Source organism: Neorhizobium sp. JUb45, assembly GCF_004343585.1.
Lineage (GTDB): Bacteria > Pseudomonadota > Alphaproteobacteria > Rhizobiales > Rhizobiaceae > Neorhizobium.
The window spans coordinates 434,842-447,673 of sequence record NZ_SLYW01000002.1; the positions used below are offsets into that span (position 1 = coordinate 434,842).

Sequence of the window (12,832 nt, forward strand, 5' to 3'; positions counted from 1 at the left end):
GATGAGGCGGGTGTCATGGCCCGCCTCTTTCGTTACACACGCATGGCGTCGATCACCGCGCGCAAACCGGCCGACATGTATTTTCGGGTCGGATAATAGAGATACAGCCAGTCCTCCGGCGGGCACCACGCATCAAGACAACGAACCAGCCTGCCATCGCGCAAAAACGGTTCTGCCCGGTTTTCCCAGACATAGGCGAGCGCGATGCCGGCCAATGCCGCCTCGATCATCAGCTCGTGGTCATGCAGTGTCAGAGGCCCGGTCGGTTCGAAATCGACCACTTCCGTTTCCCGGCCGAACGACCACGCATACGGCGTGCCGCTTGGATAGATATTGCGGATGCAGGCATGGCCTTTCAGGTCCGCAGGCGTTTTCGGTATCGTGTGCTTGTCAAAATATTCGGGTGAGCCGACCACGGCAAAACGCAGGCGCGGATTGATCCTGACCGCCGTCATGCCGTCGCGCAGGCTTTCGCCCAGCCGGATCCCGGCATCGAACCCGCCCTCGACGATATCCTCCAGGCGGTCGGTGGCGACGATCTCCAGCTGAAGGCTGGGGTTTTCGCGGATCAGTTTTGCCATGATCGGCCCGAGCACGAAGGGAGCGATTGAGCTCGGCGCATTGATGCGCACCTTGCCGAATGGCGTTTCGCGATACTGGTTCAGACCATCGAGCGCCGAGCCGATCTCGCCGAAGGCCGGTGAAAGCTGGGCGAGCAGCATGGCGCCGGCATCGGTGAGCGACACGCTACGGGTGGTCCGATGCAAAAGCCGGATGCCGACCCGCGCCTCCAGATTGCTGACCGCATGGCTGATGGCCGAAGCCGTGACGCCGCGCTCCTCGCTCGCCTTGCGGAAGCTGCGATGGCGGGCAACGGCTTCGAAAGCCGCCAGTTCGGAAAGGTCGGTTGTGCGCATTGCTGAGCCATATTCATGATTGTCAGGAAAACTATGCCGCTAATCACGGAAATCGAAAAGGCCTAATTCTGTCCCTGCAAACGAAACAACCATCATTAGAAAGGGACATAGTCATGAAAACCTGGTTCATCACCGGCGCCTCGCGCGGATTTGGCGCCCTCATCACCGAACGCGCTCTCGCCAAGGGCGACAACGTCGTCGCCACCGCCCGCAATCCCAAAACCGTCATCGAGCGGTTCGGCGATCATCCCAACCTTCTGGCCGTGGCACTGGATGTCACTGACGAGGCGCAGGCGATTGCCGCAGCAGCGGCCGCTGTCGAACGTTTCGGCCGCATCGACGTGCTGCTCAACAATGCCGGTTTCGGCCTGCTGGGCGCTGTCGAGGAAGCCACGGCATCGGAAGTGGAGGCGATCTACCGCACCAACGTTTTTGGTCTTCTCTCCGTCACCCGCGCTGTGCTGCCGCATATGCGCCGCCAGCGTTCGGGCCGCATCCTCAACCTGTCGTCGATTGGCGGTTATCGCGCCGGTCCCGGTTTCGGGGTCTATTCCTCGGCAAAATTCGCCGTCGAAGGGCTGACGGAATCGCTGAGCGCGGAACTCGCTCCCCTCGGCATCCATGTCACCGCCGTCGAACCCGGTTATTTCCGCACCGATTTCCTTGATGCGGCATCGCTGTCGGTCAGCGAGCACATCATCGCCGATTACGACGAGACCGCCGGAGCCATGCGTCGTCTGGCGGCGAAAGTCAGCCATAACCAGCCGGGTGATCCGCAGAAACTGGCCGATGTGCTGATCGATTTTGCCGATGCGGACAACCCGCCGGTGCGCCTGCCGCTGGGCAGCGACACGGTGCGCGCCATCGAGGAAAAGCATGTTTCCGACGCCGCAATCGTCGCGACATGGCGGGAGATTTCCACCTCGACGGACTTCCGCGACTGACATCGGACAATGCCTATATGCCATGGGCTGCAGCAATCGATGCGGCCCGTGGCGAGAGCGTGCGCATGCCCTGCAAATATTGGTGAGCCCAGCCTTTACTGATGTGCTGCACGGGTGCAGTCTTTGATCATCAGATTGAACGGCCGGTGGCACCCGGAAAATGGCTTCTGTCGGTGAGATCAACGTGTTCATGGCGATGCCGGCCGCCGCAAGCGAATGGCTTCACTTTAATTTCATCGTCGCCGCGCTTCTTTTAGGAATTCCCAATCCTAAATTTACTGATATTGCACTGCGGAATCAGCTTTCCGGAAACGGCGCTTTCGAACGTCGTTTCCAGCACCGGCAACACTGTGGTGTCTCAGAAACAGTCCGAAGGCGTTGCCCTTTCGGATCATCAGAAGAGGTAAAATCATGAAGTGGCATGCTCCTAAGTTCAAGGAAGTCACCTGCGGCATGGAAATCAACCGTTATGCGCAGCCGGATGGCGAAGAACCGGTCCTGTTCTAATTGCAGGACACGGATTTGAACGGGAATACCGCATCTCTACGCTTTCTCGTTCTCGGTGCTGCCGCGGGGGGAGGGTTGCCACAATGGAATTGTGGTTGCCCCAACTGCGCGGCGGCACGCCGAGGCGAAATCGCACCCCAAACGCAATCCTCGCTGGCTGTCAGCGTCGATGGCGTCTCCTGGCTGGTTCTGAACGCATCGCCGGATATCCGCGCCCAGATGGAGCGGAACTCCGCACTTTGGCCGGCTGGTCTGCGTGGCAGCCCGATTGCCGGCGTGCTGGCGACCAATGGCGATGTCGACCATATCGCCGGGCTTTTGACGCTGCGCGAAAAACAGGAATTTTCGCTCTACGCCACCTCGGCGCTGTTGCAGACATTGTCGGACAACCCGATTTTCAACGTGCTGGATCCGGCATGCGTGACACAGCGGAAGATTGCGCTCGATCAGCCATTTTTCCCGCTGCCGCAGCTGGAAACGCGGCTGTTTGCCGTGCCCGGAAAAGTGCCGCTCTACCTCGAAAAGGGCGAGCCGCAACTGGGCACCGAAGGCGAGCAGACGATTGGCGTCGAATTTCGCGTCGGCGACCTGCGCGCCTATTACATTCCGGGCTGCGGCGAGGTGACGCCGGCTCTGGTACAGCGCATCGACGGTGCCGACCTGCTGTTGTTCGACGGCACGGTCTGGCAGGACGACGAGATGATCCAGCTGGGCGTCGGCATCAAGACCGGCCGGCGCATGGGCCATGTGCCGATCAGCGGCGAGGGCGGTAGCCTGGACGCGCTGTCGGCACTGTCTATCCGGCGACGGGTCTTTGTGCATATCAACAATACCAATCCGATCTGGCGCGCCGGGCCGGAACGGGCCGCACTTGAAGCGAAAGGCTTTGAAGTGGGCCATGACGAGATGGAGATCCGCCTTGCAGAACGCTGCCGATAGAACCGCCTTCGAGGCCCGCCTGCGCGCCATCGGCGCGGCCCGCTATCACGACAAACATCCGTTTCACCACCTGCTGCATGGCGGCGGTGCGAACATGGTTCAGGTGCGTGCCTGGGTGATCAACCGTTATTATTACCAGAGCCGCATTCCCTTGAAGGATGCCGCCTTCATGTCGCGCTGCGAGGATCCGGACCTGCGCCGCGCCTGGCGCAGCCGTATCGAGGATCACGATGGCGGCGTGGAAGAAGGCGGCGGCATCCGTCGCTGGCTGAAACTGGCGGAAGCGGTCGGCCTCGATCCCGATTACGTCGCCTCGACGCGCGGCGTTCTGGCCGGTACGCGTTTTGCCGTCGATGCCTATGTCCGCTTCGTGCGTGACAAGCCGATGCTGGAGGCGGTTGCCTCGTCGCTGACCGAACTGTTCGCGCCGGCCATTCATGCCAACCGCATTGCCGGCCTGCTGGAACATTATGCGTTTGCCGACGACCGGGCGCTCGCTTATTTCCGCCAGCGTTTGAACGAGGCGCCCAAGGATGTCGAGTTCGGGCTGAAATACGTGCTCGACCACGCCGATACGTTGGAAAAGCAGGATGCAGCGGCGGCGGCGCTGACCTTCAAGACAGACGTTCTGTGGTCGCAGCTGGATGCGTTGGCCTACGCCTATGTCAGCCCGGCTCTGCTGCCTCCGGGTGGCTGGGACGGACGCGAAGGCGTAACCGGTGATCTCGATGCCGAACCGCAGCGATTGAGGGCCGGAGAATGACCGAGGACACCGCAGTCGAGACCGGCGGGAATGCGAGCACGCCGGACATCGTCATCGATGGCGCGACGGTGGCGAAACTTGCCCGTGGCGTAAAACTGCGCGAGGACCCCGTGCGTGGCCAGACCGTACTTCTGGCACCGGAACGGGCACTGGCGCTGGATGATATCGCTGTTGCCATCGTCAAGGCGCTGGATGGGGTGAAGACGCTCGACATCATCGCCGCCGAGTTTTCCGAACTGTTCGGTGCGCCGAAGGATGACATCCTTGCCGACATGATTGCCTTCATCCGCGAATTCTCCAACCGTCGTATGCTGGAGATCGCGCGATGAACATGGTTGTCAAAGCGCCTGTGACCCGCGTGCGCCCATCTCCGCCGATCGCCATGCTGGCGGAGCTGACGCATCGCTGCCCGCTGGGCTGTCCTTACTGTTCAAACCCGCTGGAACTGGTGAAGGGGAGTGACGAGCTTTCCACCGCCGAATGGATCGAGACGTTTCGGCAGGCCGCCGAACTCGGCGTTCTGCACCTGCATCTCTCCGGTGGTGAACCGGCGGCACGCCGCGACCTGACCGAACTGACCAAGGCGGCCGCCGATCTCGGGCTTTATACCAATCTCATTACATCCGGCATCGGGCTCACCGAAAAGCGGCTGAACGAACTGGCCGAAGCCGGGCTCGATCATGTGCAATTGTCGATCCAGGGCTCGACCGATGCGATGGCCGATCGTGTCGGCAATTATCGCGGCGGTTATGCCCGCAAGATGGCGGTGGCCGGCTGGGTGGCTGCCACCGGCATGCCGCTGACCGTCAACGCCGTCTGTCACAAGCAGAACATGGATCAGATCGGCGACATGCTCGATCTGGCCGTCCAGCTCGGCGCCCGCCGCATCGAGGTGGCGACCGTGCAGTTTCACGGCTGGGCGGAAAGAAACCGCGCGGCCCTGATGCCGACCCGCGAGCAGGTGGAGCGCACAACGGCGCTGGTGGAAGAGGCGCGCAAACGGCTGGAAGGCGTGCTGGTCATCGATTACGTCGCTGCCGACCACCATGCGCGTTACCCGAAGGCCTGTATGGGCGGCTGGGGCTCCAGCGGCCTCAACGTCACGCCATCCGGCCGTGTTCTGCCCTGCCATGCGGCCGAAAGCATTCCGTCGCTCCATTTCGAGAGCGTGCGCGACGCGTCTCTGTCGCATATCTGGTACGACAGCAGCGCCTTCAACGCCTATCGTGGCGACGACTGGATGCAGGAACCTTGCCGCAGCTGCGACCGCAAGCATATCGACCACGGCGGCTGCCGCTGTCAGGCGATGGCGCTGGCGGGCGACCCGGCGGCGACCGATCCGGTCTGCGTATTTTCGCCGCATCACGCCGCACTGGCTGAACAGGCAACGCGGGATGCCGAGAGCCTCGAGACGGATTTTGTCTATCGCGGCTGAGACCGCCGGTATTTTTCCCTTCATTGACTTTGGCTGCGTCGGGCAGAGATAAGCGCCCGACGGGACCGGTTTTGTTGATGAAGGGAATGACAGGATGGATATGCGGCGGGCGATGACGGCGGCGCTGGTGGGGCTTGTCCTGATCATTGCGTGGAATATTCCGTTGCCGGGTCTCGACATGGCTGCTGTCGCTGATCAAACCGGCAGCAGCAGTGGTGTGGGCCGTTTCTCGATTTTCGCAATCTGGGTGATGCCACTGTTTACGGCCTTGGCGCTGGTCGAGATCCTGCGTCTGGTGACGGGTCGCCCGCGCCCGGGACAACCGGTCGGAGTCGTGGAGACGGTTGCGGTCGGGCTGATCGTTATCGTCATGACCGTTCTTGATGCCGGGGATATCGCGAATGCCCTGAGAGCAGGCGATCTTGTCGCTCTTGAGGGCGACAGTTTCTTGTGGCTGACGACGGCCACCTTTCTCGGCATGACGGCACTGACGGTGATCCTGTGTTTTCAGATCCGCATGCCGGGCTTTCGCAACGGTTTCTGGCTGTTGTGGGCTGTGGGGCCGCTCGTAGCGATGCCGAGACAGTTCGGTGGGCAGTTCGATCTGGTCAGAACAGGCGCGGTTGCGCCGACAGGCTGGTTGATTTTTTGCGGAGCCCATCTCGTCTGCGTGGTGGTGGCGATCGTCATGGTGGCGCTCTGGCGATCTGCCTGCATCCCGCAAGGTGAAGGTAAAGACGGTGAGACCAGTGCGCCGCTCGAGATCCTGATCTGGCCTTTCTTTCTGGCAACCTGGATCGCGCCGATGGCGATGAACGTTCTTGTCTTGGCCACGGACGAAGTCCTGTCTTTGCTGGCCGATCTGATCGGGTTGAGGTTTGCCGGTCTATGGATCTTTCTCGCCCAGTTGCGTCCTGTCTATTTTGGAATGGCGCAAATGGCCCTGTCGTCGCTCCTAATCCCTTTCCTTGTCTTCGCCTATGTCCGACATAACAGAAGCGTGATCCGCTCCGGTGCGCCGGTGACGCTGATCGCGACCATCATCGCGTTGATCCACATCGCATTTTTGGTCGCTTCGGAGGCTCTGGCTTGGAACTGGGGAATTTCAGTGAGCGGAATGGATCTGATCGCAGTTACGCTGACCATACTTGGCTTGCGCAATGGTAATGTATTCAAAGTCGCAGGTGCCGCGCCTGCAAGAGCTTGATCCCTGCCGGCGCAACGGCGATCGCAGTCATGCAGATCGCGAAAATGATACCGATGACGGTTCTGCCATATTGTTCGTCGCCGGATTGACCGCCATCAGGAATGGTGGGTTCCGTCCGCCCCACACCTTAACAAACCACTGACAGGGTAGTTTTCCTTAGCGGTTCATTAACCATGAATTCCTAATCCTTGGCCATCTTCTCGACTCACCAAGGACACAATTCATGTCGATCTCCCGCCGCGGCCTGATGTTCGGCCTGCCGCTGTTCCTCGCCGGATGCAGCGCCACGACCTACAATGCCCAGACGAACTATGCCGCGCTGCCGAACGAACAGTTCCCGATGAAGCAGGTGCCGATCGACAAGATCAATCCGGACCTGCGCCGTCAGGAAGTCGCTTATGCGTCCGCCTATGCGCCGGGCACCGTCGTCGTCGATACGCCGGCACGCCGCGCCTATTTCATTCTCGGCGGTGGCCGGGCGATCCGTTACGGCGTCGGTGTCGGTCGCGCCGGTCTGGCGCTGGCAGGCGATGCCTATGTCGGGCGCAAGGCCGAGTGGCCGACATGGACCCCGACCGCCAACATGCAGCGCCGCGAAGAGCGTTACCGCAAGCTCGCCGGTGGCATGCCGGGTGGCCCCAACAACCCGCTCGGCGCCCGCGCGATCTATCTCTATCGCGGTGGCAACGACACGCATTTCCGTATCCATGGCACCAACCAGCCGGAATCGATCGGTCATGCCATGTCGAGTGGTTGCATCCGCATGATGAACCACGACGTCATCGATCTCTATGCCCGCATCAATACCGGTGCCAAGGTCGTTGTGCTGCAGGCGACCGCCTGATCTTTGGCAATTCCTGATGAGAGGCCCGTCGGCACCCCGGCGGGCTTTTTGCGTTTCAGCGTAATTTCCAGGCAACCACCATCAGGCCGCCGATGACGGTGATATGTTCGGCGACAACATGGAATTCCATCGTGCGCATCGGCTCCTCCATCGTCCAGAAGTGATGGACGAGCGGAATGGTGAGCGCCGTAAAGACGCCGAGCGCACCCGCACCCAGCCATGTCCAGCGGTTGAGGATCACCAGAAGCGAGCCGCCGATCTGCACGATGATGGTGGCGATGTTGAAGGCGACCGCCGGCTCCAGCCCGAAATGCGCCATCTCCGCCACGCCGGCCGGGAAATCGATCAGCTTGGAAAGCCCACTGCCCCAGAAGGCGAAGGTGAGCAGGGTGCGCGCCAGATAACCGAACCACGTCGCGCCGGTCAGCGCGTTGATCGGATTGCCAAAATTGTTGGTCTGTGTCGTTGCCATGATATTTCCCCCTCAGACAGTGACGGGGAAATATGACTCGCTACCGACAAATGATAAAGTGTACTTTTGAAAGATGCACCTTAATCGTGTGTTGTATCAGAAACCCGACAGTACCAGCTTGCCGCGGGTCGTGCCACTTTCGAGCAGCGCATGCGCCTTTTTCAGGTTTTCCGCGTTGATAGGCCCGAGCACATCCGAGAGGGTGGTGCGGATTTTTCCGGCATCCACCAGTTCGGCCACATGGGTCAGCAGCTTGTGCTGTTCGATCATGTCTGCGGTCTGGAAAACCGGCCTTGCGAACATCATCTCCCAATGCACCGACAGGCATTTGCGCTTGAACGGGCGCAGGTCGATGACATCGGCGCTGTCGTCGATCAGCGTAAAGCGGCCCTGCGGCGCAATCAGTTCCAGCGCGTTGGAAAGGTGCTGGTCGGTCTGAGTGATGGAAAAGACAAAACCCGGCTGGCCGATCGCCATTTCGGCAATCTGGGGCGCAAGCGGTTTTGAATGGTCGATGACATGGTGGGCGCCGAGTTCGCGCACCCAGTCCTGTGTTTCCGGCCGCGAGGCGGTGGCGATCACGGTGACGTCGGACAATTCGCGCAAAAGCTGGATGGCGATCGAGCCGACCCCACCGGCGCCGCCGATCAGAAGCACGGCGTTCCATGCGCCTGCCACCTTGTCCTGAACCTTCATGCGGTGGAACAGCGCTTCATAAGCGGTGATCGCCGTCAGCGGCAGGGCGGCGGCTTGCTCGAAACTCAGCGTTTTCGGTTTCAGGCCGACGATGCGCTCATCGACCAGATGGAATTCCGCATTGGTGCCCTGCCGGTTGATCGCGCCGGCATAATAGACCTCGTCGCCGGGCTGGAACAGTTTGACGCCGGGGCCGACGGCTTTCACCACGCCGGCCGCATCATAACCGAGCACCTTGTACTGGCCGGGTTCGACCACGGCATTCTTGCGGGTCTTGGTATCGACGGGATTGACGGAAACGGCGCGGATTTCGACCAGCAGGTCGCGATCCTGTGGTTCCGGCACCGGCAGCTCGATGTCGAGAAGGGCAGTGTCCGATGTGATGGGCTGGTTCTGGTTGAAACCGACGGCGCGCATTGCTGTCTCCTGCATCTGGTGTGGAGAAGAACATGGCGTCTGGTTCATTAGGCTGCAAGGCGTATGGCAGGACTATCGGTCCTGCCATACGCGGCTATTCATCTCAGGCGGCCGTTGCCGTTTTCTTTTCCAAAGCCATGGAGGCCAGGAAGACGGCAAAACCGCCGGCCGACAGGAAGGCGCCGACATAACCGGTGGCGGCAAAACCCCAGCCGAGCGCAATCACCGAACCGCCCAGCCAGGCGCCGAGCGCGTTGGCAATGTTGAAGGCGGAGTGGTTGGAGGCGGCAGCCAGCGTCTGCGCGTCGGCGGCGACATCCATCAGCCGCGTCTGCAGGGCAGGGCCTGCGGCAAAACCGCAGCCGATCAGGAATACGCAGATGCACAGGACGACCGGATATTGCGCGGCAAAACCGAACACGCTCATGACAACGATGTTGAACAGCATCGTGCCGCCGATCGTGCCGGTAAGCGACACATCGGCCATGCGCGAGCCGACGATATTGCCGACATTCATGCCGATGCCGAACAGCGCGAGCACGACCGATACCATGGCGACCGGCATGCCGGCCGTTTCTGTCGTGGTCGAGGCGATGTAGGAAAACACCGAGAACATGCCGCCGAAGCCGACCGCGGCGATGCCGAGCGTCAGCCACACCTGGCCACGCGCAAAGGCCGAAAGTTCGCGCTTGATGCTGGCACCTTCCGAGACTTTGTCGCGCGGCTGAAAATACCACAGGAGCGCAACGGTCAATGCGCCGATGAAGCCGACCAGATAGAAGGCGGCGCGCCAGTTCAGCCACTGGCCGAGAATATTGGCGATCGGCGTGCCGACCAGCGTGGCGATGGTGAGGCCGAGCATGACGCGGCCGACGGCGCGGGCCCGTTTGTTGGGCGGCACCATGGAGGCGGCCACCAGTGCGGCCACGCCAAAATAGGCACCATGCGGCAGGCCGGTGATGAAACGCAGCGCGGTAAAACTGTAGAAATCCGGCGCCATGGCGCTCAGAATGTTGCCGATGGCAAACACGCTCATCAGCGACAGAAGCAGGCTGCGCCGGGTCATCTTGGCGGCAGCCACGGCAATGATCGGTGCACCGACGACGACACCCAGCGCATAGGCGCTGATCACATGGCCGGAAACGGGAACGCTGACGCCGTATGTTTTTGCGACGTCCGGCAGCAGGCCCATGATGACAAACTCACCGGTACCGATGCCGAACCCTCCCACGGCAAGGGCAATTTCGATGAGGATGATGGCGAGCGGCGACAAGGCCAAGGCTTCGCCGCGAACAGATTCGGGTTTATGCATGGAAATATCGGTCATGTTTTTAAGGTGATTGCGAAACGCAAAAAGAACGGGCGAAACCGGAAACCGGCTTGCCCGCGCTGGAGGTGTAGATCATCAAGATGATCTTGATGTAAAGCTAACATAGGATTTCGCGTTGCGGTAGAGCAGAACGAAATGAGTTTTTGCAATCACGCAATTGTGTGACTTCTTTGCAAGTCAGCTTTTTGTCAGCGTTGATCTTGCTAAGTGCATGCCTCGCAACCAATTTCCTGCTGAGCCGTTATCGGCAGCCTGTCCACCTGAAAGAAATTCATGAAACTCGTAGCCATCTTCAACCGCGACGGCGGCACCTTTCGAACCACCGACATGGTGGCCTATGCCGAACGCGCGGAAAAGATCTTTCGCGATGCGGGGCACGAGATCGATTGCCGCGTGGTGGCCGGCAAGGAGATTATCGATGCGATGGAAAGGGCGGCGGATGAACCCGGCGTCGAGGGCCTGATCGCCGGCGGCGGCGACGGCACCATTTCGGCGGCGGCGGCGATTGCATGGCGGCATGGTCTGGCGCTCGGCGTGGTGCCGGCCGGCACGATGAACCTGTTTGCCCGCTCGCTGAAACTGCCGCTCGACATCTTTTCGGTGCTCGACGTGCTGGCGAATGGCGAAGTTCTGCATGTCGATATCGCCAGCGCCAACGACCGCACCTTCATCCACCAGTTTTCCGCCGGCATGCATGCGCGCATGGTGCGTTACCGCAATTCGATGAATTTCGCCTCGCGACTGGGCAAGATCAGGGCAAGCACGCGTGCTGCCATGGGTGTCGTCTTCAATCCGCCAGTGTTCGAGATGGAGTTCAAGACGGAAGGGCAGGACGGCAAGCACAAGGTTTCGGCAATCTCCGTGTCCAACAACGAGTTCGGCCGTGATGCGCTGATGTATGCCGACGACCTGACCGGCGGCAAGCTGGGTTTTTACCTCGCCGAACCGCTGACGCCGCCGACGGCCATGAAGCTGTTTCTCGACATTCTGCGCGGCCGGCTGAAGGAAAACCCGGCGGTGACGGCGATGACGGCGACCTCGATCGAACTGCATTTTCCCAAAAGCCGCCATGACGTGCGCTGCGTTATCGATGGCGAACTTCTGCCGATGGCGCGCGACGTGCATCTGAAGATCCATGCCGGCGAATTGAAGGTTCTGGTGGCTCCGCAGACGGTGTGAACGGCTGTGCTCACTTTGCGCCAGATGAAAACTTGTAGTCGACTTTAAGCCTGCCTTAAGCACGCGAGCCTAGCCTTTCCCCATCCTCACGGGGATATTTTGATCAGGCAGGAGGCATGACCGCCTCTTTTTCCTGTCCGGATGTTAACGGGCGAGCACGATGGGTATTGCGTATAATTCGATGTTTTCATCGGGCACGACGGCAGTCGAACCTGATTTTATCTTTGAACTTCCCGATTTTACCGCGAGCTGCGAGGATGCCAGGGCCGGCATTGCCACCGTCTTTTCAGTGCGCAGCGATCTCTGCAGCAAGCTGGAGCTGAAGGTTCGCGACCTCAAGCGCCGCAACCCGCGCATGCCGAAACGGCAGGTGTCGCATCTGGCGCTCGTGGAGCTGATCACCGAGGAACGGGACTGCTTTCCGCCGCAGGAATTCGTTCTCCAGACCGATCTCGGCGATGGCGCAATTGCCATCGATACGATCGCATCCGCCGAAAAACTGCGTGCCAAACGTCTGCTGGCGGAGATGATGGAAACACCGGCGGAAACCGCGGAACGGCTGGCCGTGCGCGAGGCGCGGACGGATGCGTTTACGGTAAGGGCGCATGGGCAGATCGTGTCGGCGCTGTTGTTTGGGCGGGAGTGAGCGGGGGCCGCAAACAACTGCGCTTTTTCCGAGATTGTATGGAAAGAGGTTTCCCGCGCAGGTATATCAAGCGATAAACCGTGCTTGCTCCGTTTTTAGCCCTATATGATAGTATATCCTGATTTTTCAGGAGATATGCGGGAATGCCTTCTACACGTATCGAGACCCGTAGCGGGTGGATAGGCGAGCGCAAGCAGGATCTGATAGAAGCTGTGCAGAGAGCACTGGTTTCAGCCCTGAAAATTCCTGAGCATGACCGCTGCGTGCGTCTGCTGGAATATGATGAGGATTCGATCATAACGCCGCCGGGCAGGGGGCCGTCCTATCTTGTGGTGGAAGTGACGCTTTTTTCAGGACGCACGACGGACGCCAAACGCCGGCTTTACACGACACTTGTCGAAGAACTCGCCGCATTTGGCGTTCCAGCCGGTGACATCAAGACCATTCTTGTCGAAGTCCCTGCCGAGAGCTGGGGCCTCAAAGGGCTTCCTGCCAGCGAGCTTGATCTCGGTTACAAGATAGACGTCTGATAAAAG

16 protein-coding genes are annotated in these 12,832 nt (G+C 60.4%); 12 read left to right on the forward strand and 4 right to left on the reverse strand.

Translation table 11 applies throughout. The features are described 5' to 3' along the window. Positions 1–32 precede the first annotated feature (32 nt). The gene (locus EDF70_RS08800) at positions 33–917 is read right to left on the reverse strand and encodes a LysR family transcriptional regulator (RefSeq protein ID WP_132272975.1); all 885 of its coding nucleotides are present in this window, start codon (positions 915–917) and stop codon (positions 33–35) included. A gap of 113 nt (positions 918–1,030) precedes the next feature. Here EDF70_RS08800 and EDF70_RS08805 point away from each other — a divergent pair, with 113 nt between their 5' ends. From EDF70_RS08805 to EDF70_RS08845, 9 genes are all read left to right on the forward strand, one after another. After that, complete coding sequence (locus tag EDF70_RS08805) at positions 1,031–1,861, forward strand: oxidoreductase (RefSeq protein WP_132272976.1); 831 nt, start codon at positions 1,031–1,033, stop codon at positions 1,859–1,861. A 160-nt stretch (positions 1,862–2,021) separates the two neighbouring features. Next, entirely contained in the window at positions 2,022–2,276 is a 255-nt protein-coding gene (locus EDF70_RS08810; RefSeq protein WP_132272977.1) for a hypothetical protein, read from the forward strand. After that, on the forward strand, positions 2,273–2,368 hold the full coding sequence (pqqA, locus tag EDF70_RS08815; RefSeq protein WP_132272978.1) for a pyrroloquinoline quinone precursor peptide PqqA: 96 nt from the start codon (positions 2,273–2,275) through the stop codon (positions 2,366–2,368). The genes EDF70_RS08810 and pqqA overlap by 4 nt, the downstream gene beginning before the upstream one ends. 15 nt (positions 2,369–2,383) lie before the next feature. Continuing rightward, complete coding sequence (gene pqqB / locus EDF70_RS08820) at positions 2,384–3,307, forward strand: pyrroloquinoline quinone biosynthesis protein PqqB (RefSeq protein ID WP_132272979.1); 924 nt, start codon at positions 2,384–2,386, stop codon at positions 3,305–3,307. Then, positions 3,288–4,070, forward strand: coding sequence for a pyrroloquinoline-quinone synthase PqqC (gene pqqC / locus EDF70_RS08825; protein WP_132272980.1), 783 nt, complete (start codon positions 3,288–3,290; stop codon positions 4,068–4,070). Before pqqB ends, pqqC begins: the two co-directional genes overlap by 20 nt. After that, complete coding sequence (gene pqqD, locus EDF70_RS08830; protein WP_132272981.1) at positions 4,067–4,399, forward strand: pyrroloquinoline quinone biosynthesis peptide chaperone PqqD; 333 nt, start codon at positions 4,067–4,069, stop codon at positions 4,397–4,399. Before pqqC ends, pqqD begins: the two co-directional genes overlap by 4 nt. Next, complete coding sequence (pqqE, locus tag EDF70_RS08835; protein ID WP_132272982.1) at positions 4,396–5,505, forward strand: pyrroloquinoline quinone biosynthesis protein PqqE; 1,110 nt, start codon at positions 4,396–4,398, stop codon at positions 5,503–5,505. Before pqqD ends, pqqE begins: the two co-directional genes overlap by 4 nt. Positions 5,506–5,617: 112 nt before the next feature. Continuing rightward, complete coding sequence (locus EDF70_RS08840; protein ID WP_132272983.1) at positions 5,618–6,712, forward strand: hypothetical protein; 1,095 nt, start codon at positions 5,618–5,620, stop codon at positions 6,710–6,712. A gap of 223 nt (positions 6,713–6,935) precedes the next feature. Then, positions 6,936–7,556, forward strand: coding sequence for a L,D-transpeptidase (locus EDF70_RS08845; protein ID WP_132272984.1), 621 nt, complete (start codon positions 6,936–6,938; stop codon positions 7,554–7,556). Positions 7,557–7,611: 55 nt separating this feature from the next. Here the strand turns inward: EDF70_RS08845 and EDF70_RS08850 are convergent, their stop codons facing one another. The 3 genes from EDF70_RS08850 to EDF70_RS08860 all read right to left on the reverse strand — a co-directional run bounded on the left by EDF70_RS08850 (position 7,612) and on the right by EDF70_RS08860 (position 10,453). After that, entirely contained in the window at positions 7,612–8,028 is a 417-nt protein-coding gene (locus EDF70_RS08850; RefSeq protein WP_132272985.1) for a DoxX family protein, read from the reverse strand. 96 nt (positions 8,029–8,124) lie between these two features. Further along, positions 8,125–9,141, reverse strand: a complete 1,017-nt coding sequence (locus EDF70_RS08855) for a zinc-binding alcohol dehydrogenase family protein (RefSeq protein ID WP_132272986.1) — start codon at positions 9,139–9,141, stop codon at positions 8,125–8,127. Between the two features lie 103 nt (positions 9,142–9,244). Beyond that, on the reverse strand, positions 9,245–10,453 hold the full coding sequence (locus EDF70_RS08860; RefSeq protein ID WP_245519101.1) for an MFS transporter: 1,209 nt from the start codon (positions 10,451–10,453) through the stop codon (positions 9,245–9,247). A gap of 291 nt (positions 10,454–10,744) precedes the next feature. On the opposite strand from EDF70_RS08860, the gene EDF70_RS08865 reads away from it, so the two are divergent. The 3 genes from EDF70_RS08865 to EDF70_RS08875 all read left to right on the forward strand — a co-directional run bounded on the left by EDF70_RS08865 (position 10,745) and on the right by EDF70_RS08875 (position 12,826). Beyond that, positions 10,745–11,650: a diacylglycerol kinase family protein gene (locus EDF70_RS08865; protein WP_132272988.1), complete on the forward strand. Its 906-nt coding sequence runs from the start codon at positions 10,745–10,747 to the stop codon at positions 11,648–11,650. A gap of 160 nt (positions 11,651–11,810) precedes the next feature. After that, on the forward strand, positions 11,811–12,296 hold the full coding sequence (locus EDF70_RS08870) for a hypothetical protein (protein ID WP_132272989.1): 486 nt from the start codon (positions 11,811–11,813) through the stop codon (positions 12,294–12,296). A gap of 143 nt (positions 12,297–12,439) precedes the next feature. Next, positions 12,440–12,826 (forward strand): tautomerase family protein, encoded by a 387-nt coding sequence (locus tag EDF70_RS08875; RefSeq protein ID WP_132272990.1) that lies wholly within the window; start codon positions 12,440–12,442, stop codon positions 12,824–12,826. Positions 12,827–12,832 lie beyond the last annotated feature (6 nt).

Excerpts from the sequence above, each read along its gene's own strand:
- EDF70_RS08800 (WP_132272975.1), bottom strand. The coding sequence starts at position 917 with ATGCGCACAACCGACCTTTCCGAACTGGCGGCTTTCGAAGCCGTTGCC.
- EDF70_RS08805 (WP_132272976.1), top strand. The coding sequence starts at position 1,031 with ATGAAAACCTGGTTCATCACCGGCGCCTCGCGCGGATTTGGCGCCCTC.
- EDF70_RS08810 (WP_132272977.1), top strand. The coding sequence starts at position 2,022 with ATGGCTTCTGTCGGTGAGATCAACGTGTTCATGGCGATGCCGGCCGCC.
- pqqA (WP_132272978.1), top strand. The coding sequence starts at position 2,273 with ATGAAGTGGCATGCTCCTAAGTTCAAGGAAGTCACCTGCGGCATGGAA.
- pqqD (WP_132272981.1), top strand. The coding sequence starts at position 4,067 with ATGACCGAGGACACCGCAGTCGAGACCGGCGGGAATGCGAGCACGCCG.
- pqqE (WP_132272982.1), top strand. The coding sequence starts at position 4,396 with ATGAACATGGTTGTCAAAGCGCCTGTGACCCGCGTGCGCCCATCTCCG.
- EDF70_RS08840 (WP_132272983.1), top strand. The coding sequence starts at position 5,618 with ATGACGGCGGCGCTGGTGGGGCTTGTCCTGATCATTGCGTGGAATATT.
- EDF70_RS08845 (WP_132272984.1), top strand. The coding sequence starts at position 6,936 with ATGTCGATCTCCCGCCGCGGCCTGATGTTCGGCCTGCCGCTGTTCCTC.
- EDF70_RS08850 (WP_132272985.1), bottom strand. The coding sequence starts at position 8,028 with ATGGCAACGACACAGACCAACAATTTTGGCAATCCGATCAACGCGCTG.
- EDF70_RS08855 (WP_132272986.1), bottom strand. The coding sequence starts at position 9,141 with ATGCGCGCCGTCGGTTTCAACCAGAACCAGCCCATCACATCGGACACT.
- EDF70_RS08860 (WP_245519101.1), bottom strand. The coding sequence starts at position 10,453 with ATGCATAAACCCGAATCTGTTCGCGGCGAAGCCTTGGCCTTGTCGCCG.
- EDF70_RS08865 (WP_132272988.1), top strand. The coding sequence starts at position 10,745 with ATGAAACTCGTAGCCATCTTCAACCGCGACGGCGGCACCTTTCGAACC.
- EDF70_RS08870 (WP_132272989.1), top strand. The coding sequence starts at position 11,811 with ATGGGTATTGCGTATAATTCGATGTTTTCATCGGGCACGACGGCAGTC.
- EDF70_RS08875 (WP_132272990.1), top strand. The coding sequence starts at position 12,440 with ATGCCTTCTACACGTATCGAGACCCGTAGCGGGTGGATAGGCGAGCGC.